This window comes from Serratia sp. 2C06, assembly GCF_050037615.1.
GTDB lineage: Bacteria > Pseudomonadota > Gammaproteobacteria > Enterobacterales > Enterobacteriaceae > Serratia > Serratia ureilytica.
Window position 1 is genome coordinate 615358 of record NZ_CP188299.1, and the last position, 22511, is coordinate 637868.

General features: G+C 52.6%; 37 protein-coding genes and 3 tRNA genes. 18 read left to right on the forward strand and 22 right to left on the reverse strand.

Translation table 11 applies throughout. From position 1 onward, the window contains the following. Positions 1 to 54 precede the first annotated feature (54 nt). The 22 genes from ACP3TA_RS03290 to ACP3TA_RS03395 form a co-directional block, all read right to left on the reverse strand. A complete protein-coding gene (locus ACP3TA_RS03290) occupies positions 55 to 2100 on the reverse strand; it encodes a ClpP-like prohead protease/major capsid protein fusion protein (protein ID WP_426784513.1) in 2046 nt (681 codons plus the stop codon). Next, positions 2033 to 3553: a phage portal protein gene (locus ACP3TA_RS03295; protein WP_426784514.1), complete on the reverse strand. Its 1521-nt coding sequence runs from the start codon at positions 3551 to 3553 to the stop codon at positions 2033 to 2035. Before ACP3TA_RS03295 ends, ACP3TA_RS03290 begins: the two co-directional genes overlap by 68 nt. Continuing rightward, positions 3550 to 3762, reverse strand: a complete 213-nt coding sequence (locus ACP3TA_RS03300; RefSeq protein ID WP_426784515.1) for a hypothetical protein — start codon at positions 3760 to 3762, stop codon at positions 3550 to 3552. The genes ACP3TA_RS03295 and ACP3TA_RS03300 overlap by 4 nt, the downstream gene beginning before the upstream one ends. Beyond that, entirely contained in the window at positions 3759 to 5852 is a 2094-nt protein-coding gene (locus ACP3TA_RS03305) for a phage terminase large subunit family protein (RefSeq protein WP_426784516.1), read from the reverse strand. The genes ACP3TA_RS03300 and ACP3TA_RS03305 overlap by 4 nt, the downstream gene beginning before the upstream one ends. Then, a complete protein-coding gene (locus ACP3TA_RS03310) occupies positions 5845 to 6336 on the reverse strand; it encodes a DUF1441 family protein (protein WP_063991044.1) in 492 nt (163 codons plus the stop codon). The genes ACP3TA_RS03305 and ACP3TA_RS03310 overlap by 8 nt, the downstream gene beginning before the upstream one ends. A gap of 261 nt (positions 6337 to 6597) precedes the next feature. Further along, positions 6598 to 6852 (reverse strand): DNA polymerase III subunit theta, encoded by a 255-nt coding sequence (locus ACP3TA_RS03315; protein WP_262825286.1) that lies wholly within the window; start codon positions 6850 to 6852, stop codon positions 6598 to 6600. A 107-nt stretch (positions 6853 to 6959) separates the two neighbouring features. Then, on the reverse strand, positions 6960 to 7250 hold the full coding sequence (locus ACP3TA_RS03320; protein ID WP_426784517.1) for a hypothetical protein: 291 nt from the start codon (positions 7248 to 7250) through the stop codon (positions 6960 to 6962). Positions 7251 to 7323: 73 nt separating this feature from the next. Then, positions 7324 to 7620 carry an Rz1-like lysis system protein LysC gene (gene lysC, locus ACP3TA_RS03325; protein ID WP_426784518.1) on the reverse strand — a complete coding sequence of 99 codons (297 nt, stop codon included), beginning with the start codon at positions 7618 to 7620 and terminating at the stop codon, positions 7324 to 7326. Then, a complete protein-coding gene (locus ACP3TA_RS03330) occupies positions 7511 to 7873 on the reverse strand; it encodes a hypothetical protein (protein ID WP_426784519.1) in 363 nt (120 codons plus the stop codon). Before ACP3TA_RS03330 ends, lysC begins: the two co-directional genes overlap by 110 nt. 100 nt (positions 7874 to 7973) lie before the next feature. Further along, a complete protein-coding gene (locus ACP3TA_RS03335; protein WP_426784641.1) occupies positions 7974 to 8501 on the reverse strand; it encodes a lysozyme in 528 nt (175 codons plus the stop codon). Further along, entirely contained in the window at positions 8501 to 8752 is a 252-nt protein-coding gene (locus tag ACP3TA_RS03340) for a phage holin family protein (RefSeq protein WP_223182091.1), read from the reverse strand. Before ACP3TA_RS03340 ends, ACP3TA_RS03335 begins: the two co-directional genes overlap by 1 nt. Before the next feature lie 108 nt (positions 8753 to 8860). Next, positions 8861 to 9268 (reverse strand): hypothetical protein, encoded by a 408-nt coding sequence (locus tag ACP3TA_RS03345; RefSeq protein WP_211130359.1) that lies wholly within the window; start codon positions 9266 to 9268, stop codon positions 8861 to 8863. Between the two features lie 511 nt (positions 9269 to 9779). Next, positions 9780 to 9854, reverse strand: a tRNA-Gly gene (locus ACP3TA_RS03350). A gap of 2 nt (positions 9855 to 9856) precedes the next feature. Next, positions 9857 to 9931: transfer RNA gene (locus tag ACP3TA_RS03355), tRNA-OTHER, on the reverse strand. Between the two features lie 2 nt (positions 9932 to 9933). Next, a tRNA-Ile gene (locus ACP3TA_RS03360) sits at positions 9934 to 10010 on the reverse strand. A gap of 430 nt (positions 10011 to 10440) precedes the next feature. Further along, the gene (locus tag ACP3TA_RS03365) at positions 10441 to 10854 is read right to left on the reverse strand and encodes an antiterminator Q family protein (protein WP_426784520.1); all 414 of its coding nucleotides are present in this window, start codon (positions 10852 to 10854) and stop codon (positions 10441 to 10443) included. After that, positions 10854 to 11798, reverse strand: coding sequence for a helix-turn-helix domain-containing protein (locus ACP3TA_RS03370; protein WP_426784521.1), 945 nt, complete (start codon positions 11796 to 11798; stop codon positions 10854 to 10856). Before ACP3TA_RS03370 ends, ACP3TA_RS03365 begins: the two co-directional genes overlap by 1 nt. Then, the gene (locus ACP3TA_RS03375) at positions 11798 to 13675 is read right to left on the reverse strand and encodes a toprim domain-containing protein (RefSeq protein ID WP_426784522.1); all 1878 of its coding nucleotides are present in this window, start codon (positions 13673 to 13675) and stop codon (positions 11798 to 11800) included. The genes ACP3TA_RS03370 and ACP3TA_RS03375 overlap by 1 nt, the downstream gene beginning before the upstream one ends. Before the next feature lie 109 nt (positions 13676 to 13784). Then, complete coding sequence (locus ACP3TA_RS03380; RefSeq protein WP_426784523.1) at positions 13785 to 14726, reverse strand: hypothetical protein; 942 nt, start codon at positions 14724 to 14726, stop codon at positions 13785 to 13787. A 6-nt stretch (positions 14727 to 14732) separates the two neighbouring features. Then, the gene (locus tag ACP3TA_RS03385; RefSeq protein WP_426784524.1) at positions 14733 to 14942 is read right to left on the reverse strand and encodes a hypothetical protein; all 210 of its coding nucleotides are present in this window, start codon (positions 14940 to 14942) and stop codon (positions 14733 to 14735) included. Continuing rightward, positions 14939 to 15118 (reverse strand): DUF4222 domain-containing protein, encoded by a 180-nt coding sequence (locus tag ACP3TA_RS03390; protein WP_426784525.1) that lies wholly within the window; start codon positions 15116 to 15118, stop codon positions 14939 to 14941. Before ACP3TA_RS03390 ends, ACP3TA_RS03385 begins: the two co-directional genes overlap by 4 nt. Positions 15119 to 15356: 238 nt before the next feature. Next, positions 15357 to 15590, reverse strand: coding sequence for a Cro/CI family transcriptional regulator (locus ACP3TA_RS03395; RefSeq protein WP_426784526.1), 234 nt, complete (start codon positions 15588 to 15590; stop codon positions 15357 to 15359). An 88-nt stretch (positions 15591 to 15678) separates the two neighbouring features. Here ACP3TA_RS03395 and ACP3TA_RS03400 point away from each other — a divergent pair, with 88 nt between their 5' ends. From ACP3TA_RS03400 to ACP3TA_RS03485, 18 genes are all read left to right on the forward strand, one after another. Further along, entirely contained in the window at positions 15679 to 16386 is a 708-nt protein-coding gene (locus tag ACP3TA_RS03400; RefSeq protein WP_426784527.1) for a LexA family protein, read from the forward strand. 154 nt (positions 16387 to 16540) lie between these two features. Continuing rightward, positions 16541 to 16897: a hypothetical protein gene (locus ACP3TA_RS03405; RefSeq protein WP_426784528.1), complete on the forward strand. Its 357-nt coding sequence runs from the start codon at positions 16541 to 16543 to the stop codon at positions 16895 to 16897. Positions 16898 to 16907: 10 nt separating this feature from the next. Beyond that, complete coding sequence (locus ACP3TA_RS03410) at positions 16908 to 17204, forward strand: hypothetical protein (protein WP_426784529.1); 297 nt, start codon at positions 16908 to 16910, stop codon at positions 17202 to 17204. Beyond that, positions 17191 to 17553 carry a hypothetical protein gene (locus ACP3TA_RS03415; protein WP_426784530.1) on the forward strand — a complete coding sequence of 121 codons (363 nt, stop codon included), beginning with the start codon at positions 17191 to 17193 and terminating at the stop codon, positions 17551 to 17553. The genes ACP3TA_RS03410 and ACP3TA_RS03415 overlap by 14 nt, the downstream gene beginning before the upstream one ends. After that, complete coding sequence (locus ACP3TA_RS03420; protein WP_057523798.1) at positions 17553 to 17771, forward strand: hypothetical protein; 219 nt, start codon at positions 17553 to 17555, stop codon at positions 17769 to 17771. Before ACP3TA_RS03415 ends, ACP3TA_RS03420 begins: the two co-directional genes overlap by 1 nt. Positions 17772 to 17778: 7 nt before the next feature. Next, complete coding sequence (locus ACP3TA_RS03425; RefSeq protein ID WP_426784531.1) at positions 17779 to 18198, forward strand: hypothetical protein; 420 nt, start codon at positions 17779 to 17781, stop codon at positions 18196 to 18198. Between the two features lie 82 nt (positions 18199 to 18280). Further along, positions 18281 to 18652 carry a hypothetical protein gene (locus ACP3TA_RS03430; protein ID WP_426784532.1) on the forward strand — a complete coding sequence of 124 codons (372 nt, stop codon included), beginning with the start codon at positions 18281 to 18283 and terminating at the stop codon, positions 18650 to 18652. Next, the gene (locus ACP3TA_RS03435) at positions 18652 to 18861 is read left to right on the forward strand and encodes a hypothetical protein (RefSeq protein ID WP_411262052.1); all 210 of its coding nucleotides are present in this window, start codon (positions 18652 to 18654) and stop codon (positions 18859 to 18861) included. The genes ACP3TA_RS03430 and ACP3TA_RS03435 overlap by 1 nt, the downstream gene beginning before the upstream one ends. Beyond that, positions 18858 to 19049, forward strand: a complete 192-nt coding sequence (locus tag ACP3TA_RS03440) for a hypothetical protein (protein ID WP_180547745.1) — start codon at positions 18858 to 18860, stop codon at positions 19047 to 19049. Before ACP3TA_RS03435 ends, ACP3TA_RS03440 begins: the two co-directional genes overlap by 4 nt. Positions 19050 to 19051: 2 nt before the next feature. Beyond that, positions 19052 to 19279 (forward strand): hypothetical protein, encoded by a 228-nt coding sequence (locus ACP3TA_RS03445; RefSeq protein WP_426784533.1) that lies wholly within the window; start codon positions 19052 to 19054, stop codon positions 19277 to 19279. A gap of 2 nt (positions 19280 to 19281) precedes the next feature. After that, positions 19282 to 19503, forward strand: coding sequence for a hypothetical protein (locus ACP3TA_RS03450; protein WP_426784534.1), 222 nt, complete (start codon positions 19282 to 19284; stop codon positions 19501 to 19503). Further along, positions 19503 to 20333 (forward strand): Rha family transcriptional regulator, encoded by an 831-nt coding sequence (locus tag ACP3TA_RS03455; RefSeq protein WP_426784535.1) that lies wholly within the window; start codon positions 19503 to 19505, stop codon positions 20331 to 20333. The genes ACP3TA_RS03450 and ACP3TA_RS03455 overlap by 1 nt, the downstream gene beginning before the upstream one ends. After that, a complete protein-coding gene (locus tag ACP3TA_RS03460; RefSeq protein WP_426784536.1) occupies positions 20330 to 20689 on the forward strand; it encodes a DUF5406 family protein in 360 nt (119 codons plus the stop codon). Before ACP3TA_RS03455 ends, ACP3TA_RS03460 begins: the two co-directional genes overlap by 4 nt. Continuing rightward, the gene (locus ACP3TA_RS03465) at positions 20686 to 21249 is read left to right on the forward strand and encodes a hypothetical protein (protein WP_426784537.1); all 564 of its coding nucleotides are present in this window, start codon (positions 20686 to 20688) and stop codon (positions 21247 to 21249) included. The genes ACP3TA_RS03460 and ACP3TA_RS03465 overlap by 4 nt, the downstream gene beginning before the upstream one ends. Further along, positions 21246 to 21371, forward strand: a complete 126-nt coding sequence (locus ACP3TA_RS03470; protein ID WP_426784538.1) for a sodium:solute symporter — start codon at positions 21246 to 21248, stop codon at positions 21369 to 21371. Before ACP3TA_RS03465 ends, ACP3TA_RS03470 begins: the two co-directional genes overlap by 4 nt. After that, entirely contained in the window at positions 21368 to 21589 is a 222-nt protein-coding gene (locus tag ACP3TA_RS03475; RefSeq protein ID WP_426784539.1) for a hypothetical protein, read from the forward strand. Before ACP3TA_RS03470 ends, ACP3TA_RS03475 begins: the two co-directional genes overlap by 4 nt. Continuing rightward, positions 21586 to 21918 carry a hypothetical protein gene (locus ACP3TA_RS03480; RefSeq protein ID WP_426784540.1) on the forward strand — a complete coding sequence of 111 codons (333 nt, stop codon included), beginning with the start codon at positions 21586 to 21588 and terminating at the stop codon, positions 21916 to 21918. Before ACP3TA_RS03475 ends, ACP3TA_RS03480 begins: the two co-directional genes overlap by 4 nt. Positions 21919 to 22136: 218 nt before the next feature. Then, positions 22137 to 22508: a hypothetical protein gene (locus ACP3TA_RS03485; protein ID WP_426784541.1), complete on the forward strand. Its 372-nt coding sequence runs from the start codon at positions 22137 to 22139 to the stop codon at positions 22506 to 22508. Positions 22509 to 22511 lie beyond the last annotated feature (3 nt).

Below are 22511 nucleotides of genomic sequence, written 5' to 3' on the forward strand. Positions count from 1 at the left end.
CCGGATTTTAGGTATAAAAAAAGCCCTGACGGGCGGGCATGCATTACGAAGAGATCACTTGCCGGTAACGCGCACCAGGCCGCGGTGATCGATAGGCGCCACACCGGCATCGATGCGCACTTTGGTGATGACGCCATCGGACTCGAAGCCCTGTTGCTGGTCGATATACGGTGTATCAACCCCGTTCAGGTAAGCTACCTCGATGGTGTCGGTGCCTTTGGCTGCCGCCAGATACCAGTCGGACGAGCTCGCATCGTCCAGGCGTGGCTCGGCGATCACCGTCGCAAAGTCCTTGACCGGGTTGATGATGCCGGCATTGACATCGGCACCCTTGACGCTAGCCGAACGGATCACCTGGTTGGCCGTCGATTCCAGTGCAGTAGGCACCAACATAAAGGCCGGACGAATATTTAAATGTCGCTCGCCCTCTTTCTGGCGACGCATCAGCTGTCGCGCCTTGTCAATGGTGGCCACATCAACCACGCCGCTACTGATATTGTCGTGCTTCGCATCAAACAGCGGCAGGCCGTCCGTACTCAGTTTGGGGTTGCTGACGAGCATGTCATAAACCAAATCGGCAATCGTGGCCTTGGCCGCACGCCCCAACTTCATCGGCACATCGGTGAGCATGCTCAGATCGTCATTAATGATCGCCTGGCGGGTAATGCTGAACAACTCGCCGTAGGTAGCCAGCGCAATCGTTGCCTGCTTGTCCGTGGTAGTAACATATTTGTACTCAGCACCTTCACGAACTTTTCGCAGCGAAGGGAAACCGCCCAGGCCCACGCGATGCGCAGTTTTAAAATCTGACAGCTGCCCTTTCTTGGTCCACAGCTCGAACGTTTCAGGCGCATCCTCCCAGCCCTGCAGGATGGATTTGTTCGCCACATCGATCAGAATATTGCCGAAGTCTGATGTGCTGTGAGTGAAGGCCAGACCAACCATTTGCATCGGGTTATAGCTCGCAATACCGATGCCGCGTTCAGTCAGGGACATACGGGCCAGCTCACGCAGGGTCATAGCGTTGTAGGGGTTGCTGCGTTCGCCTTCACTGTACCCCGCCCGCGCCATCAGGGATGCACGCACGCCGTCACCCACAATGTTGCCGTTGCCGGCGTAGATATGCGCGTTCGGCTTATTCACCGGGGAGGTAGTGGTATCCACCGGCGTAATTTGGCTTGCCAACACTTCCAGCAACGAATCCTTGGCCTGCTCGAAGGAGCAATTCACGTCCCCGACGCACTTCACCATCAGCTCGGTGTGGCTTGGTCCGAGCCGGTTAAACAGCGTAGTGATCTGCTCCACACGCTGACGCTGAGATTCACGCTCCTGGGCTCGGATAGCCGTTTCATCGACGGCCGACGGCGCTGGATGAGATACTGTCGGAGCCGCCGGTACGGGCTGCTGCGTGGTGCTTGCCTGTGGCTGCACGATCATGTTTTTGATGCTGTTAGGCATATGTTCAAATTCCTCTATACGTTTTGATTGGATCTGCGCCATAGCCTTGACGGGCGACAGCACCTTATCGGCAAAGCCCTGCGCAACACATTCGCTGCCGGACATCCAGGTTTCATCGGCAAGTAGCGCCGTTATCTCTTCTGGCGATTTGCCGGTTTTTTCGGCATAGGCCGGAATAAGGACGGTTTCCATCTTTTCAAGCAGTTCAGCGTAGTTACGCATGTCGTCGGCGTCGCCGCCGGCGATCCCCCAGGGCCGATGAACCATCATCATGGCGTTTTCGGGCATAATGATAGGGTTGCCAACCATCGCAATAACCGAAGCCATGGAAGCGGCCAGGCCGTCAATGTAGACCGTTTTGCTCGCAGAATGATTCTTGAGCAGGTTGTAGATGGCTATGCCGTCAAAAACATCGCCCCCCGGTGAGTGAATATGCAGGTTGATGTGATTAACCGGCCCCAACGCCGCCAGATCTTCGGCAAACTGACGAGCAGTGATACCCCAAAAGCCAATTTCGTCATAAATACTGATATCGGCCGTGTTTTGCGAACTAGCCCGAATACTGAACCAGCTTTTACCGTCCCCGCCCCTCGCGGTTGCGACCGCTTTCGGTCGTTGTGTTATCGTCGTTGTTGTCGGCATAAGCCGCTCCTTTGTCATTAGCCGGATCGGTGTCAAACACCAATGCCTGCGCACGGTTATCGTCAATTTCTGCCTTGCGGCGCCGTTTTACCTCTGCAGGGTTGCCACCTCGAGCACGGATCCACTCACTTTCGGTTGCCGAACCACCGCGGATCATTACCCGCCAGGCATTCGCCTCTTTCAGCGGGTCGATCCAGGGCATCACGGGGCCACTGTAGACAGCGTTGTAGAGGGTGTCGGTATCAATATCTGCCGGCACCCGAATGGCGCCGGTCGAAATAGCCGCATCCAGCCAACGGCGATACAGCGGGCGGGTAACTTGAGCGATAAAGGCATCCTGCAAGATCCCGTATCCTTCCTGCGCCTCCACCAACTCCTGACGCTGAGCACTATAGGTGCCGTCGTAATTTCGCGAGATGGAAGAAAAACTGACGCGCGTACCGGCAGCAATGGCGCGCAGCTGCCCCATTCTGAACGACTCCAGCCCAGTATTAGGCCGGTCTGATTTGACCATGCCCACCTTCTCACCTGGCCGGAGACCGTCGAAGAGCATGCCAGGTTCGAAATCCAGCTCGCGTGGACCGTCTTCTGCCGCTTTATCTTCATAGTTGAGCGCATCCCCCTTGATGACATACATTCCCAGCGATGCTGCAATGCGTGCGGAAATGCGCTCGCTGTCCTCATAATCCTTGAGGTCGGCAATGCGAATGATGGCACCCGAAAGCAGGGTCACGCCACGCAGTTGGTGCAGACGACGGGTAAACTTGAGGTGCAACATCTGCCCAGCATCCACCTTATCGTACAGCCCGGCTGACATCCCCTCGGAAGGCAGGCTGTGATAGACCATGTAGCGGAGTGGCCGTTTCCAGGCATCCAACTCAATGCCCTGAACCACACCTTGATTGGGTGCTGTGAGATTATCGGGTACAAAGTCAGGCTCCAGAGCCTCAATCCAAAAGGGGATACCCCGCTCTTTTTTTAACCCCGCCCCTTTTCCGACAAACACGCGGGCGAAAACTTCACCGTCTCGCAGCCAGGTTCGCAGCAACAGTCGCTCAAGCACTGGGCGGGTATATTGGCCGGTAACATCGGGAGAGACCGACCACTCTGCCCATGCGCTTCGGATCTGATCAGCCAGCGACTTATCGAGCTCTCCTGCGCGTGTCAGCGGCTGCGGCTCAACGATGATGCCTTTCGCCCCAATGATGCGCTCTTCAAGCTTGTCCAGCGCGCCGATCACCAAATCGTGGTTACTGTCCAGAAACCGCGCCTGTTCGCGCAGAGAACGGCCACCATACTGCGTCAGCTGATTGGGTGAGCGCGTTTCACGCCTGGCCTTGTGGGTCCGGGTCGGCATCACCGCCTCATAGGCGCGGATCACGGCGCGCGAACGCAGACGAGCCGCTTTCCAGCCCGGCGAAACAGCACCGATAAGATTGTCCAATACACTCATTTGAACCTCGCCACTGAATAAAGAGAACGCGAACCAGCGCCATTCAGCTGTGCCAGGCGGCTTTCAATTTCCTGCCTGCCCTTGCGGATCTCGCTTAAATTTTCCATGGTCATTGATTGACCGTTCAGCATGACCGACTTCCCATCCAGCACGGCTTCCTCCGCGTCGTAATATTTTTCGACCAATCGCTCCAGGCGCTCTCGCCTCATAACCAGCCTCCACCACCGCCCCACGCGGACGGCTTTTTGCGTTTATCTGTTTTCATCTCGCTTTCCCGTCCCTCACGTTCTTCAATCACTTTAGCGGCTGTCACTGATGCCTCATCCTGATCGGGCAGCCGTGCCCAGGCAGGCGGCCTGTCCCAATTGATGTCTTCGTAACCTTGTAAAATAACCAGGGCATGTGCGTAGACCAGCAAGTCAAACGCTTCGTTGGCGCCACGCCCGGGTTTTACCCATTTACCATCGGGCTGACGCTCTTCATAGGTCAACTCGTCGTAGAAGCTAGGTGGCAGCCAGTCAGGAAAATGCACATAATTGGGTCCTGGCACATCGCGCTCAAGCGCAGCGGCAACCCGGTCTTTCAACTCATTGGTCTGCAGCAGGTGTAGTGGTACATCACCCCGAGCCTTGGCTCGCCGATCGGAGCGTTCCATGTTATTAGGATGGCTACAGGTGATAAGTTTGCCGCGAGATAGGCTATCGCCTTTGAAGAGATATACCCGCTTACCCAGGCCATCACGACGGCACTGGCGCCAAAATCGGTACGCGTTATCCGTCACGCCGTCTTCACCGCCGGAGTCAACGGCCATCGCCAGAATGCCCATGGTGATGTGCGGGTCGCTGGCCAACCGATAGGTTTTATCCAGTACGTCCGCGCGCAGCAGTTCCCAGTCTTCAATAAAAGCCGCCGGGTTGATGCGCTGGCTTTCACCATGGTCATCAGTGCGCAACGAATGGCAAAGTTCGAAACGGTCAACCACCCATCGCTCCCCTTTGGCGCCGTATCCGGTTATCTGCACGACAAAACGGCGCTTGCTTCCCCCCTGCACATCCACCGTCGCCACCAGGAAACGCACGCCGGCCGGCACAAGCCGCTTGCCCAGCGGTTCAGCACGCGCCATCAGCACATCACCCTGCCGTTGTTCCTGAGAGCGTCTCGGCAAATAAGGCAATCCCCAGTCCGTATTGATAATGGCTTTGAGGGTCTCTTCACTGCCGGTGCGTTCATATTCCTGCTCGGCGGTCAGCAGTTTATAAACCAGCTGCGCCCAGGTTTGGTACGCGGCCGCCGGGCCTTCCATCCAGAAACTGGCAATGCGCGAACGCCGGGGCTCACCGGTAATCACACCCTTGCGATCAATTTGTTGCCCCTCAACCAACCAGATACCCCGGTTATTAAGCTCACGTTTTTGATCTGCCGTAATCTTGCCGCTGCAATGCGGGCAACACAGATGCGCGGACTCACTGGCCTCTACCGGATCGGCGATGTCGCGATATCCGGCCATGTTTTCCATCGCCGGCTGAAAATACTCACCACAATGCGGGCACGGCCAATACCAGCGACGGCGATCGCCGCGGTTATAAAGCGATAAGATACCTGTGGTGGGTGGCGCCTCATGAGGTGCTGTCCTGCGCCATTTGGAATCGGTAATTTCCCGGCCAGGAGAGCTTTCCACCAGCGTCATGCCGGCGGACATAAAAGTCGTGGTACGTTTTGACGCCAGCGAGAAACCATCGCCCTCGCCATCGATATCTTCGGGAAAACGGTCATAGTCCGTCAGGGCAACCCGTTTATAGTCCGATGAAGAAAAAACTGTGATGGACGGCCAGCCGATCTTCAGAAAAGAACCATCGCGAAACAATTTATCGTGAACGTTGTTGTCATTCCTTAACGGGCTTAGCCGTTTTTTAACTTCAGAACTGTGAGCGAACGTTCGTGACAGGCGGGTGCGGGAGTGTTCACGGGCTTTGGTTTCCGTCATTTGCACCACCAGCATGTCAGCAGGATCACAAACGATGCCATAAACAATCCACCCGTCGATCAGGCCAAGCGTTTTTCCTGTCCGGGCTGGCCCTGCGAAAACAACAGCATCATAAGCTCGTTCTGCCAACGTGTTCATTGGCTCAATCATGTAGGGCGTCAGCGTAGATTCCCATGGAATTGAGTTGCCGGCGCCACGCGGAACACGCATATAGCGCCTGACGGCATCAGCGACCGGCATTCTCATTGGTGGGCGGAGCAATTGAGAAACCTCCATGCGGATCGCCTTTGCAGATCCATACTCCAGCTTACTCATTTTCAACATCCTCCTGAACGCTGACGGCATGAGCCAATAGCTCGCGGATTTCGTCCACAACCGACTGAGCTTCAGTTATTTGATCTGGCGTCCACCCTCTGTCTCGCTCCAATTTGTCGGGCCAGGTCTCAAGCGCCTGTGTTACGGCTTTCATTACCGCCGCCATCTGATACCTCACATCAGAAGCGGGGATCACCTGGCGCATCTCTTTTTCCAACCATAGGCGCCCCTTCTCGGAATCAAACCAATCCTTACGCTCTTTCGGCGTCATTTTGTCCGGGTCTTGGTGCTCAGCAGATGGGGAGGCCGGGGCGTCCATCAAAATGCGAATGACGTCTGTGATCTGATACAGCTTTTTCTTTTCGTTACTGCCTTCGGCAAGTGGCACATCAGCAAGGCGGCTCGCCACTGTCTGTCGATGTAACCCGGTCATGGCAGCCAACTGATTGATGTTGCATTTTAAATTTTTCAGTTCGCCGTCCATCCATTCACCTTTCCGGGCTGATTTTCTGCGCGCTCCCTTCCCAGGCAGGCCATGATGACGAACAAAAAACAAACAATTCATCATCTTTAAAAAAAAGAAGATTAAAAAACAATAGTTTGCATGATGATGATGACGCATGAAAATCGAAAAATCTGCCGTTTCCCGCGAGGTCGCCGCCCCGTGGCTGGGGTACCCCCTCGGGAGTACCTTTTGCATTTTCATTGCTCGCAGGCATAAAAAAACCCGCCGGAGCGGGTTCAATCATTTCTTGCCGTTAGCGTCAGCCATTTGCTGGTATCGCGGGTCGTTTGGCCCTGGGAACTTGTGGCTTTGGCTGCGGTAATGCTGCAGGCGCTCGCGGAAGAGTTCGCGAAGGTGTTCAGGCTGTTCCGCCTCCACCTGAGCCGGCACGATAGGCATGTTCATGCGCTCTTTGTACGCCACACCTGACGCCGCAAGGTCTACGTTCACCTTGTCCATTTCTTCTTTAGGCAGATTGCCGAGATTGTATGGCATGAAGACCTCCTATTCGGGAGGATTATACATCATCACGCAGAAGCCTCGGAGAGCCGCTCTGTGACGGGCAATAAAAAACCGCCCGAAGCCGGTTGGTAGATGAGCTGTCAGTAATTCTCGTTTTTCTTGGCCTTTTCTGGCTTGAATGCCTTCACATATCGGAGTAACTGTGAGCGTGCTTCCTCAACAGCAAAACAATGGTGAGAGCCTGGACTCGATTGGCTTTCATCATGATAGCTTGTATCCCATTCAAACTCTTTATAAGTCAATCCATGCTTGTCCTTGCTTTGCTTTTCTTCACTGGTAAGGACCATTTGCAGAATTCTTCCGTATACTGAACCACTGACGCCGGGCACCATAAATACATATTCTTCAATTAATTTGTAGGGGGTAGTCATCTTTTCATACCTCACGTGTTGTTTCTAGTAAGGTATGGGTCAGATAAAAATATTTCAACCCTGATGATTTTTATTAATTGTTTAGAAGCTGGTAACTGCAACGCTTATTGCCTTTTCTGATACCTTCCCGCCAGGCGTTGAGCGTCTCAACTTGTCCAGAGCAGATTGATAAGGCTGTTTGCAGCGCTAGCGTGTAACCCACCGCATCGCCCCAGGTGTTGCCCTGTAGGTCTGGCTGCTCGCATGGAGTGAAAACTGACTCAGGGGGCAACAGGTCGATTTGCTGCGGTGCCGGCGGCGTTCTGCTGCAGGAGTTCAACAACAGCGGCAGGCATAGGACTATTACCACATTTGTCGCTTTTAAGTGCATCTCGCAATTTCCTCTGGTAGGTTTCCTCGCGCTGGCGTAGTAGCTGCTCTCTTTGTTGTTGCTCCGCTGCCAAGGCTCTGTTCTTCCGGTCTTGTGCTTGCAGGGTTGAGATCAGTCCTGACTGCTGCGCCAGCGTATTTTCCTGCTGCTTAATCTGCTCACCGGCCTTTACTGCGTTGCCGTGAAAGTAAAAAGCCAGTTGAGCCATCGCTATGCCGAAAAGCAGAAAGACTGTGCCGATAGAATTGCTCATAGCAGAATTACTCCGACAAACAGGAACCAATCCCAACCATCAATACCGTGAGCGGCTAGATAACCGGCCGCTGCGAAACATACCGCTGACGGTAGATATCTCATTTATCCAGCCCCCAGCAAGCCAGCTCAGCTTCTTGGTCGCGCCGTACTATCTGCCCATAGCAATTATTCGAGCGGATGCGGCAATCTCGGCCAGCGTCGTATATCCAGCGGCGGATTTCGCGGCAGGCGCCAATGCGGTCGCCGGCGTTCAACTTTTTGTAAAAGGTGGAAGTGAAGCACTTGCCGGGGCCGATGTTCCACGGGCAGAATGACGCGATACCGACTTTCTGCGGCTCGGTCAGCGTTACCTTGACGTTGCGGTCTACCCAGTTGAGCGCCTTTTTCTGCTCGGCTGCGTCAATCTGCTTGCACTGCTCGGCGGTCAGGCGCTGCCCCTTCACAACCTTCTGGCCGTTGACCATCGTCACGCCGCCGCAAATTGTCCAGATGCCGACTCCGTCCTGGTATGCAGTCAGGCGTTGGCCTTCTTTCTCTTCCTGAAACTGCGACATCATCACCGGGGCCGATGCGCCGGCGGCGATCAGCGCCAACATTACAGCGCTGAGTTTTGATTTGTTCTGCATCACTCACGCTCCAGCATTTCAAGCTCTTCCGTGTCGATCGTCTCCGTGCGTTTTTTTATCCAATCACGCAGAAGCCGCTCGCGCCGGCAGCGGAAGTAAGTACCGAGGGCAATACCAAACGCTGAGCAGAACATGCCGAAGATGACGCCGAGAATGATCCATTCGCTCTGTGAGAAATAATTAATGATGCCGAGGACGAATGACACTGCGCTACCAGTGTGCACGGCTCCATCGGCTGCTCTGATTAGCATTCGTGACATCCTTACCTCCCGCCTTGCGGTTGGCGCTCATGAAACAAAAAAGGCCACGCCTGAGCGTAGCCTTGTTGAAATTGGGGTTGATTTATCAAATGATAAACATTATCGCTTGCCTGATGAATGCCTTAGCGCCTTGCTCAAGTATTCAGCACGTTCTGATTTTTTTAAAATTGCATCGAATAGGTATAGCTTGCTATTAAGTTTACATTCTTCGAAAACGCCATTTCCAGCGCTCGACTCTACCCACTCTATCTTGCACTCAGGCTCATAAATCTTCTGTGGAACAGCACGCCTTAGAAAGCCACTAGCTTTCCAATCGCTGAAAGCATCATCACTTATGAAAAAGCCAAAACCAGACTTGTAAACCAGAAGGCTTTTCCTACGCAAATGCGTTACCAATGTAGTAACACGGTTGGGCGTAAGCCCAGGAACCGCATCCTTGCTAGCGACAAATGGCGGATAATTTCTTATGAATGTGAGTAAAATCTGTTCCTCTTTGCTAAGTAGCATTTCTCCCTCCCAGGCCCCATTCATTTCCTTAATTATTCTTATTCTTGTTTATAAAGGCTCAGGCTGCAATTTGTTTTCATAAATCCTGCAGCTCCTGTAGCTGACTGTACCCTGATGAATCGGGGATGGTAAGCCTCAACCCCTTCTGTTGCGCCCAGTCTGGTACGCCCGGGCGTCTATCCTGGTCAGAAAGCGGTGCATTTCTTCGATATCCAACAAACGGATAGACTACGATGCCGGGTGCCTCCCGGTGAGCCTTTGTTCAGCATCCATGACCCGCGTCTTTTAAGCATTGACCTACACTTGCTGTTTCGCCCCGCCGCTAGGGGGATTCATCGTAGTCAAGATAGAATACCTAAAAATCACGCTAAATCCACAAGGAAATCAAGTTTTTAGATAACTATATAGAAAAAATCTGTTGGAAAATGTTCTCGCCAACTTGAGCGTTACTAATAGAGGTGCTTCCCAGCCGCTCCGGGTAACCCTTCATCGCAGGCTGGAAAGCTTTGTTTGGAGCGGCCAGTGGAAATCGAATCCACATCATCAGCTTGGAAGGCTGAGGTAATAGCCATTATACGATGACCGCATTGGTCCGCCATCGAGGCCTCGAACCCCGTACCTACAACTTAATGGTCGTCGCTCTTCCTGCTGAGCTAATGGCGGTTTGGTGGCCCTTGCTGGGCTTGAACCAGCGACCGAGCGATTATGAGTCACGTGCTCTAACCAACTGAGCTAAAGGGCCTGGGAGCCGGGAGCGGTCGCTGCTAACACTGATGGAAGCGTAAAACCAGTGTTACCGCCCCCGGCAAGCGGAATCTACATCATTACCAAACTTGTTTCAAGAAATGCCACTTCCAAAAGAAACGGCTTGTTTATATTTCTATATCTGGGACGTAGCTACAGATACTCACGTGCATGAATTCATGCTCGCAAACGGCATTGGCACTTTTGATAAGAGCTAGGCTCCCCAGCACTACAGACATTACGATTATAATCGCCAGCCATCCCTTAAACATTATCCCTCCTTTTACTTATGAAAAGGAGTATGCCGATTAAAAATCAAACAACAGGTTAACGACCAATAAAAAAAACCCCGCCATTGCTGGCGAGGTTCCGATGATAAGCTGTGTGGCGTAGAGACCACTCTTAGCAGAATAATTGCTGTTTTGTAATTACACAACCCTTTTTAATGCAGGCGGATAAATATTTTCTTTCTGGCAGTACCTGTCCATTTCGAGCGGGACGTTCAACGCAGCCAGGCAGCCGTCAATAAACCCCTCCGCCTTCTGAAGGCGGGTAGATACATGGTTGTGCGATATTCCCAGCTTAACGGCCATAGTGCGCAGTGGCAGGCGGTAAATGTAATACCACTCCAGTAGCATGCTCAAGTACGGGTCTTTTTTCTTCAGGCACGCCACCGCCGAATTAACGATTAATCCGTCGTCGTCGCAGCACGCCGGCCGAGACTTTCCCGTTGGCGGTAGCAGCCCTTTGAATCCACCAGCGATCGGCGAATAATAAACGCCAGCCTCTTCATTGGCAGCCCATGCGCCGTATCGTTCTAATACCATCTGAATATCGCGCATCAGCTGCACTCCCCCACCAAGTTCATAATAATCTGCTCCGTAGCACCGCCACCCAGTTCGAAGCGCTCTTCTCCGAGAACCCACTGGCATACGTCCACGGCCTCCTGGCGGCTTACCGGGCGGATAGTTGTGAGAAGTATCTCCAGGTATGACTCACGGTCATAAATGTGGCTTCGTCCACCGTCTGCGTATTCGTAACCGAGTTCCTTCTCGGCCCTGTTGCGTAGGGTGTATAACCAATCCCAGTATTGATATTCGCGTACGACGTCAGAAAGCGTCGCAGGCTCAGGAAGTTGTCCAGCAAAGCCTTTCGATATTGCCTTGCGCTGGCTATCCAGTTCATTACAGCGCTCGCCGTGAACATAGCCTTCAGACAGCTCCTCCTCCGTCCATCCCCAACAAGCCGAGTAAACTTCCCCCATATCACCGGCCAGCATCAAATCCTCGGCCGGCGTGTTCTCTAGTGCAGACTCATAGCTACCGAAGGCTGCGCGAACATTACTAGCCTCCTCGATTGCCTTTTTCGCACCTTGGATGTAACCGGCTGGGTTATCCATTGACATAGTGGCAAGGGCAATCTGGAATGCGTGGGCGCCCGATTGCATCAGATAATTGCTGTAACGCTCCTGAGCCTGCTTCGGGGTAATTTTCAGCTTATTCAACGCATCTTCGGCCGCCTGTAGGTGCGCCGGTTCATTCGTACGGATAACTTCCAGAACCCACAAATAAGCATCCGTCTGCTTGTGACCTGTGATTACCCGTTGCTGTGGCAGTGGCTTGCTAATAGCCAACGCGGTGCCATACTGCGGCTCCGGGATGGTGAACAGCGAGCGATGTTCTGGGTTACCGGCGTCAGGATGTGCAAATTCAGCAGATTCCTTTTCCGCCAAGGCTCCTTCAGCTTCGTAAGTGCGTTTTTTCCAATAATCAATTTCGTTTTGCATCAGCAAGCCCTCGTTACGTTCTGCATTTCCCAGTCCATGTCCACTTCAGCTTGCTCGCGCGCTACGAGGTAGTTCCATGGACTGCCTTTTTCGTTTTCTAAAAATTGGTGAGACCGTGGCTCTAAAAACGCGCCAATGTCGCCGACCCACCCTTCCCCCTCGCGCTGTTTCAACAGGCGAATAAGTGTGCCTGGCAATGCCAATGCCGCCCTGTCTTTGTCCGTGAGTTCGGGCGCGCTCGGATCATCCTGCTTTTGCTGAGCAGTCTCGCGCGGGATGTTGCGCCAGACAGAGAACAGGTTGTCGGCCATGTCGGTGATGGCGCCGGTGCCCTTGACATCCATCTTGCCGGTGGGCACGTTCTCATCCACCTTGCGGCTGTGGGTCACCAAAATCACGTGACAGTTGTTGGCGTTCTTGAAATCGCACAGTTTGTCGATGAAGTCTTTCTGTCCGGTGGCATCCTCCTCAGAGAATCCGCACTTGGCGAGGTTGTCGATAACGAACAAGTCGATGCCATACCGCCGGCGAGCGTAGACAAAAATCTCCAGCAGACGGTCAGCCTTCGCCGTTCCCGTGAGGTTGAAAATCCACAGCTTATCGTCGAACCACTCGAACACATGCTGAATTTCTCCACGCTGGGGGCGCTTATTGCAGATGACTTGGCGCACAAGACGCGCAAGCAGCTTACCTGGCTTCAACTCCAACGAAGCGATACAGGCTCGGATACCCTGAGCCATTGCGCAGACGGCGATATGCCCTGCCATCTCGGTTTTACCGTGGTTGTTGATGCCGTTGATGATCGAGAATTCCGATTCACGAAACTTGAAGTTGCCGTTCAGGCGCGGCCACGGACTGATAAACATACCCTCGTCGCGACGCTCGAATGTGTCGATGGTGTCCTGCAGGAACTCCGACGCAGAGCAAAGTTCATCGGGATCGAAGTAAGCGGCCGTCTCCAGGCAGCGAAACACTTCGTCCTGAGTCATGCCGGCCACCAGGCATTCGTTGATGTCTTTGTGAGGCAGCGAGACTAACCGGCAACGGTGAGTGCCAAGACGGCGGGCAATCTCTTTCGCGGCTTCCATGCCCACCTCGTCGTTATCGAGGCTGAGCCAAATCTCATCAAAGCGATCCATGTTGTGATATTCGTACTCGATCCACTGCTGCTTCGCGCCCTTGCCACCGCCGAAAGGCACAGACAGCACAGGGAAGCCGTAGTGAGCATACGACATGCAGTCGATCTCGCCTTCGCACAGCACCACGACGCGCGTATCTTTGGGCAGAGCTTGCCAGCCGAACAGGCATGGTTCGCAGTCGGCCTCGGCCATGATGATTTTTTTGCCGTTAGGGCGTTCGGTGCTGATCCGCTTCACCTGCAGCAACTCTCCGTCGCGAAGGTATGGGAAGGCGATCGCCGGTAGTTCCCGGCCTTCATCAGCGAACCAGACCACCGCGTTGCTCACCTTGAACGCTTCGGCGGTTTCTTTGGTTATACCCCGCCCGGCAAGGTATTCCAGGTGTGCATCGCCTTTTTTCACGCCCTGCTTCTTGGGTTTGGAGAAGCTTTTTTTCTTGGCCTGAAAGTGCTGGTCATTGTCCTTCAGCCCCAGCATTTCCTTGGCCTCGCGCATAGCTTCATGCAATGAGCAGTTGCGCACCAGCACCCAGAGATCCAGCAGGTCGCCGCTGTCGCCGGAGGCGAAATCAGACCAAACGTTTTTGCCCGCCAGATTGACCTTGAGGCTCTTGCCGGCTTCGCCGTTGATACTCCCGCAACACCACTCATGAGCCTCGCGGTGCCCGTTGGGCAACAGATATTTCACAACGCGCTCAGCGTTGCCCCAAAGCTTTTCCGACAGTTCAGCCGCATTCATCACACGCTCCCAAGCTTGAATCGAATAAAACACCAGTCCACAAACGCCATCGGCAACAGACCGTGGCAAAACCCTGCGATCAGAATTTTTTTGAGCTGAATCTTCACGGTTAGCGACCTCCCGCCCTCAGCGCGTCGTAATCGACGAACACCTGGTTGGCGCCCTGCTGAACCAACGGTCTCGCCCCGGCGGCGCCAGGCTGTGCAGCAACCTGTGGTTTCTCGTCGTTCCAGCGTTCGCCGTTCAGGTACGAGGTCGGCAGCAGCTTGTCGAAACCGAAAGTTTTTGCCTGCACCCGCAGCCGGATGTCGTCGGCCAGCATCTGGGCGAACTCGTCGGCGCTGCCCCGGGTGGTTTTCTTCCAGGCCGTGAATTTGGTTCGGAAGGCGTTCTTGGCCTTGACCTTGGCATCCTTGCGCAGCCCTGCCCCCCAGAAGATTTCCTCGAAGGCGGTTTCGACGGGGTCGGCCTTGCCTGCGCCACCAGCCAGCTCGCCAGACTCCGAATCAGGATTTTCGGGTGCAGGCGGTTCTTGGTCGTGAGAGGCGTTTTCGTCGGCAGTTCGATTCGAATCGGACGTATTGGTTTTGTCTTTTAGTTCTTCTCTATTCTTTATCTCTTCTTTATCTTTATCTGTCGTGACATTGTGTGACCGAGCGTGACAATCATCGAAGCCGCCTTTTTCTTTCTCGCGCTCTCGTTGCTCTCGCTTACGCTGTCTTGCTGATTTTGCACCAGTTTCTTCGCTACCCTGGTCTTCACGCCTTACCTGACGGGCACCCCAACCAGAGATATGCTCACCTTCAAGAACACGACCTTGCATAGCGTTCCGAATCGCTTCGATATCTTCGTCACTAACATCTAGCGCACTTGCTAAATCTTCTGTCGTGACATCTGCGTGACCTCGCGTGACATTCTGTGACGCGCTAACTAGCAGGTGAATGTAAACGGCCTGAACCAAGGCGATAGGCTGCTTCGAAATTCGAGCGATGGTTCGCCACTTCGGGTCGTTTGGCATGTCATGCCATAATCGCAGCCATGAATTAGCCATAGAACGTTACTCCGAATCGATATTTGTAACGCTGGCAGCGTTACTATTTGCGTTACCGTCGATGACCTTCAACGAAAGCTTTTCTCCAGAGAAAAACTCATAGATAGATCGATCATCTGATTCGTTTATCTCGCGCCACATCATCAGTGCCGCTGACTCTGTGTTGTTCTTGGGCTCAATGACCAAGTTCGCGTTTTCATCGAAATAAGCTTTCATTCGTCGAGCCTCTCGAAATACTGTTGAAACTTCCAAACCGGCTGCATGCATTCGTGCTCGTAGTTCGGTCTTGTGAAAAATACCTGCTGCTTAGCCTGGTCATAACCGGTGACGTGAACCACCACTCCGCGCGGATCGCGATACTGCCTATCCAGAGCGATGACCTCGTCGGTCATTGGTGTTGCCGCCGAGCTATCAGCACGTACACACCGGCCACCGGGTCATAACCAATGCCGCCTGGCAGGAGCGTTTGGAAATAACGCGGGTCTGGTGTGACCGTCGGTCGTTGGTTGGTCATCGCCATTCCTCCGCCTGGCAGTAAACTGCCGGCATGATGGTTTTGAGGGGGTTAGGCATAAGCATCACAGTGCTCCTGGTTGCCAAATAACGGTTGTGCAATTGGCATGTCACACCTCACTGACTGAGAACAATGCCAACAACAGAATCAGAATGGTTTAGGTTGTCCTTTGATTTTGCTGGAAAATTCTTCGCTTCAAATGCAGCAACCCCTCTATCAGAAACCTGAACAAAAATATTTCTGCCCGAACGGAGGGCCTTGCTGATTGCGATCTGAGTTACACCCAAGTTCTTGCCAGCTTTTACTTGCCCAATTTCAGACACATAGTCTTTTAGCGTGAACGTCACCATGTCAGCCACCAATTAGTATTAAAAGTACTAAAAATAATAGTACTATCAATAGGAGACTTTTTCAAACTAAAGGTATTAAAATTCAGATATGAAAAACCAAAGCCGCCTGACGACAGAACAGCTGAAAGACGCGGAGCGCCTTAAGGCTTTGTATGAGTCGAAAAAGAAAAGGTTGGGTATAACTCAACAGCACATTGCTGATGCAATGAACATAACCCAGAGCGCTGTAGGGCATTATCTGAATGGCCGAAACGCACTGAACATCAGTGCTGCCATGATGTTTGCAAAAACGCTGGATGTTCAGATCGAAGATTTTAGCCCCTCTTTAGCCAAAGAGGTCGGGTTAATGCATAGTTATGCTGAGAACGTAAAGTTCTTAGGAGGTAACGATAGCAACCCCTCCTACCCTTTGATTAGTTGGGTCAGCGCTGGATGTTGGTCGGAAGCCCTTGAGCCATATGCCATGAAAGACATAGATGAATGGATTAGCTCTGACGCGCATATCGAAGGTGGCGGCTTCTGGTTAAAAGTGCAAGGTGATTCAATGACATCGCCAGTAGGAATCAGCATCCCAGAAGGGATGATAATACTTGTTGATACAGGAAAATCCCCCAAAAACGGAAGTTTGGTTGTTGCTAAAATAGAGGATACTAACGAAGCCACATTCAAAAAGTATGTTGAAGATGGTGGGCAGAGGTTCTTAAAGCCGTTAAACCCTATGTATCCACTGACTCCGATAAACGGTAATTGCAAAATTATCGGGGTGGTTGTGGAAGCAAAATACCGTTTCGTGTAACCAATTAGGCCGGGGCAACCCGGTTTTTTTCTGATAAATTCACTTCAATTTCAATCATTAATACCTTTAGTTATATAATTCCTTTCACTTTAGTATTGCAAATACTAGTACTCTGGGTATTATTATCTCATCGACATACAACGGAGTCAGTGAGATGAGCATCCAATCACCATCCCAAACCACTCTCGAAGCACCTAAGCAGCATTTTGATATCCACAAAAAGCTCAAGGAATGTGGTCGTGGATTGTCTTATGTGTATCAGCCCCACCCAACGCAGAAAGGTAAGGAATATATTCTAATTACATGCTGGGGTGAAACATTTGAATATGTGCTTTATAAGCGGATGGGTAATTATTTCTTGCTGGTCGATTTTTTTACTGACTTTAATTTAGCCTGTGAAGAAGCGAAGCATATCATTCGAAGCATTGAGAAATATAGCCGTGTATTCGGCTCTGGCGGCGACGCCAATCAATCGCCAGAGCCTAACCCCAACAAACCCGTAAAAATTTAAAGAGGCTGATATGAAACATACCATGCCCGAAGAGAAAAAATCAACCAAGCCTGTATTGGTTGATCGTAAAAAGCTTCAAAGAGCGCAGCGTTTAATTAAGAGTGACTTAACCTCATGGCCTTGGAAGCTTTGCATGCATATGGCAAAGGAAGCTTATGGGTTGAAATGCGAACCACCGATGCCGGATGTTGGAGAGCGAAGTGGGTACTTTATTTGCGCATATTCAAATAAAGAAACCGGCGAATATGCCTTCACTCATGAGTACCGCACAAAAAAAATTGAAGGGTTCGAATATGTTGCCAGCTAACGTAAAACCCCAAGAGCAAGCGCGCGCCGCAAAGGGATCGCTTCTGCATGACAAAGAGGGAATCCTTTACAAGGAGCCGGATGATTTTCAGGCCACTGAGTTCCCAAACGGCGAGCCTGAAACGGCCATCCAGTACCTGGCCCAGACCACCAGCCACGTTAATCGTTACGTTATGCAGCTGCATGAGCTGTACTTAAAACTTCTTGCTGCTGGTGTTCGTGAAGCCGACATTCAGGTTGCTGGCCGGTTTAACTCACTATTGAACGAGCTAAACCTACTAACCGGAATTAACAAAGACCGCGCAGAATCTCTGATGAAAAAAGAATTATCTCAGGGGGGGGCTAAATAATGAGCACTCTCACGCGCCAAGCATCAAAGGCATTGCTGAATGAAGTCATCATTAACGTTACACCAGACTTTAGCGGCCGCCTGACGGTTTATATTGAGAACGGTGAATTAAAGGCTTCTCGCCCTCACTCACCAGAGGAATTTACGGCAACACTCGGCACGTTTATTGAGTTAGCCGAAAGAGCTGGCTGGACGGTAAAGCCACCGGAGGAAGAATAAAATGCTAATGAACAAAATCGATTATGCAAAAATGGGCGAGAACTACCTGCCCGACCATGGTGGCATTGAAGATGCCATAACAAAAACCCAAGCAACCATTTATGTTGTTTATCGCCACGGTGTTCATAAGCGCTATCTGAGCCGCAGCGCTGCTATTGATTGTTTAGCACGCGTAACGGCAGCACAAGTTTATAATCGCCAACAATTACGAATCAGAGAGCCTAGCACGTTTAACGAAGAGGTAAACGCCTGGTCACTTGGAGAGTTGACTGATGGTTATATTCGTTGTCGTGAACGCGCCAAACGTCGAATCTTGCGACTGATTGCCAAGAAACGTGCGATTGATAATTGGGATCGGGATTATAAAAAGTGGATAGATAACTGCCAGCGAACACGCGACGAACTATTTAGCCGCAAGCCCTATTAATTAATCAGTCACAGAAACTTTTAAATATGGCCGTCCGGCTAGGGCATCCCTACGCCGGAAAACAGATAACAGGTAATTAACGATGACTCAGTGGATTAACAATATTGCTTTAAATCGTCGGCGTATCGCCCTCGCCTATCTGGATTTTTGCCAGCGCCATTTCGGCGGTAAATGGTCAGACGTGGTCATTTCGAAAAAGAAAGTGGTACGCGTTGACCTTACCCAGGAATGCATCGAAACACTGATGCAGGAGTTCATCGAGAACATGGTTCGCGCGGAATTCGGTATCGCCTGCGGCCAGGAGCAGATCGCCAAGTCCTACGACGCAATGCTGAGCAAAGACCGCAGCCGCCTCACGCCGCTCGGCAAGTCTGTGATGGAGGAAGCCTTCATCGACGCAGTGGCCTACAAGCTCCATAACCCAAACAGCCAACTGCTGCAGGTGGTGGCGTGATGAAAACCATGCAACTAATCGATGCCCAGTGTCGCGTAGAGCAGGCGCAGCAGATCCTCAATCTGTGGCTGGAGTCCTGCAACGACGATACCGACAAAGTGGAGCGCACGATGGTCTGCGCGATGGTCACCCTGCTGGATGGTGTGCCTGAGTCGATCCGCACCTTCAACAACGGTGCACCAGCGGCTCAGCTGTGGGAGGCCAAATGAAAGAGCAACCAGTGATGGCAGCAAATGAACTGAGGGTTCCGGAGCATTTAGCCCTGGCGAATGACATGGCAAAGATCCACATCCTTGCAGAAGCAGCTATGGCGCTGACTGCCAACAGCGATGAACGCCAACTTCAGGCGGAAATTATCGGTGTCATCAGCGACATCACAGAGAAATGGGTGAGTTAACCATGAGCCAAGAAATCACTTTAGAGCAGGCAGCTGAGCGGGCACATCAATCCGAGATCGTTTGCCGACTAATTGAAAGCTATCCAGACCAGCTTGAAAGCGGCGAAGTCACAGCGCTAGCCTCACTGCTGGCAAGGCTTACCGGCAATGTAACGGTCTGGTTAATGGAAGAACAAGCGCAGCGTGAGGCGCTCGAGTCCCATATCAAGACCACCAACGAGGAGGCGTAGCAATGGCGAAGAAAAGCGGCAGTAAAACGTGCCAAGGCATGTGCGGCATGACGATGGCGCAGGGGCACAGGCTGACCCGGCAGCAGGCTTGGGAATACGGAAACGTGCAGAAGTCAGTGGCGGAGTACAGAACGGCCGACGGCAATATCCAGATGCCACTGAACCGGAGTATGCGCCGGCACGCAAAACACATTGGGATCAACTTAAAGAAGGCGACGAAATAATGGAAAAGCAAATGAAGGTAGTAAACGGTCAGCCACTGATGGGCAGCCGTGGCATCGCCAACGCTGTAGATAAAGAACACAAACAGGTCGTTCGCGACATTAAAACCATGTTGGAACAACTTGGAATCGACGGTACAGATTTACACGATGATGAATTTAAAGGATTTTTAATCGTATATAAAGAATATAACGGACGCACTGTCATTGATGAGATTTGGCTTGATGAAACCCTGTCAACAACTCTCGTTGCCGGTTATGACGTGCATAGGCGCCTGGCGCTGGTAAAGCAATGGCAGGCGATGAAGGTTGAGCTGTCGCAACCACGCCTTGCAGCTCCGGCACCGGCCCCGCAGTCGATCTCCGCATCCGATCACATTCTGTCGGTCGCCCGCGTCTTAGCAGAGGCCACCGCGTCGGCGACGATGAAAGCCGTGATGGAGCTTTCCAGCACACAGGTGTTTGCCGCTCAGGCTCTGCCAACAGCATCACCCGAAGCAGCGGCGCAGGTATCGACTGTCTCCGCGGAACCAGTGGCCTCACAGCCTGCCCCTGAATTCTCTCCGGTAATCGATCTGATGTGGGCCTTTGGCATCTCCGACGCAGCATGCCGGCGCCTGGCAAGTTACGCCAACCTGCCGACCAAGCTTACCAATGGAGAGCGTGGACACCTGCTGATCCATCACGCCTCATTCGCTGATGCGGTCTTCACCCTGATCGATGAGTCCGCAGCGCCGACGGGTAAGCGCAAACGCTGGCAGCACCCAGACTTTGGCGGCTTCACGCTGAAGGTCACTGAGGCCAACAAAGCCGCTGTGGAGGCCAAGCAATGATCGGTACTCAGAACCAGGTGATGAACTACGACCCGAACTACACGCTGTGCGGCCGCATGGCCGATCAGACTGTCCGCCTGACCTTTGGGCAGTGGGAGTACCGTACCACAATGGATGTTGTTGTTGGCTGCAATACCAACGGGCTCAGCGTTATCGAATGCGCCGTCGATTTTGCATACGAGAAGCTGGAAACCATTCCGTTTTTTAATGACGAAACGGGTGAGAGCGACGAAATGGCAGTGATCCACCTCGGCAATCTTGAATGTAAAGACGACGACTTGCGCGGTGATGAGTGGCTGAAAGACATGCTGATTGGCGCCGAAATTATCAACATTGAACCGGAGGCAAAGCAATGATTTTCCCAACCCGCTTACTCCGCGCTGCGCTGGTTTGCGTGGCTAAACATGACCCGCGTTACTACCTCGAAGGGGTGCATATCACCCCGAAATACATCGAGGCAACCAACGGCCATGTAGCCCTGCGCATGGAGCACGGCATCAAGACCCGTAAGGACATCATCGTGAAGTTCGACGGCGCGGTGCCGGCCAAAGCTGAGACGACGGAGCTGGTATTCAACAAAGAGCCGCTGGCCGTCCACCGTGATGCCCACGGCCTGCGTATAGGCTTCACGGTTATCAGGCTGCTGGATGCGCGCTATCCAGACTTGGGTCGCGTAATTCCCACCACCGTTGACGAAAGCGTGATCCCGCCGGTGCAGGGTGAATACATGTCCTATCCGGCCAAGATGTTCGGACGTGACAGCAAGATGGTATCGGTGAAGCTAGCACCATCCGGCGAAGCGACTGCATGCCGACTGTTGTTCGACAAAGCAGTTTGCACGCTGTTCGGCAACCCTCAGTTTGTCGTGATGCCGATCCGCTTCAAGCAAGAAGACTACCAAGGGTCGAGCCAATGAAAAAGGTGTTCGAATTGATTATGTTCACGCTGTTTTTATCAAGCCTGACAGGGCTGGGACTGGCGGCGGGATTCTTTTCATTCCTCGGCACAGCCGAGCTGATCGGGAGGTTTATCTGGTGAAAATCGACTACCAAGACCACGGCGCCACCGCCAGCATCACGCTGACCAGCACCGTGTTTGAGTTCCGCCGGCATAACCGCGTCGTTGATACGGCGCTGTTTTTGACCAGCGTCAGCGCGTACCACAGCGGTTTTTTCTTCATGAAAACCGTGCTGTCTGGCCGCTCTGCGGCGGTGTTGAAGGCATACAAGGTTGTTCTGCAGGAGATGGCGCGATGACGGATGCCAACATTTTTAGCCTGGTTCAGATCATCAGGTCAGCCAAAGGCGATCCGTCTGAGATAACTGATGCCATCTGGGAGGCGGGCTATCGTCAGCCTGAGCGCACAGCAGAGGAAGCGGCGCGGATCACTATCGATACGTTTTTCTACTGCGAGTCTTTCGGCATGCCGCTCGATTTCTGGCCGCGCAATTACGATAGCGTCCTGCAAAACGAGTTAATGAAAGCTGTCGTCGGGGAGGATTTTGAGTTAGATGATGCGGAGCCTGCCGCTATTGCGCGCAGTGTCCTTGCCGCTGGCTTTAAGAAGGAGGCAGTCAATGGGTGAAATGGCTGATTTGAATGACGTATTAGTGCGATCTACGGTATCCGTTGATGACGGTTGCGATTGGACTGCCTGGATAATATGGAACATGCGCAGTAACTGCAGGATCAGTAATGGCGTCCACCAGCTGCCACCGGAGAGACCGCAGGTGATGACTCCAAAGATAACGCCAATGAAGAAAACGAGGAAAGCTCGGCGACGCAGCACCAAGGAGGTGGAACATGCATAAGTTGACCGAACGTCAAGCGCAGGTGCTGGCCTTTATTCGCCAGTTTAAACGCGAGAATGGATCAGCACCTACAAAAAGAGAGATCGCCGACGCCATAGGGTGTGCCTCTGCCAATTCGATTGCTCTGCACCTGAAGGCTTTAGAGCGTAAAGGGGCGCTGACTATCAGATACGGCCGCAGCCGCGGGATCGTGATTAATGACAGCGCTAGCGCGCCAGATTTTGACACCTGGCTGCAGGGGCAGACAGTACCGATCGATGTAGATTGCGGGTGTGTGGCCACCGATGTGTTGTTGCACTGGGTTAAGAAGGCGTATAACGACGGACTGCTGGCCGGGGCCGGTAAGGTGGAGGTGACAAAGTGAACA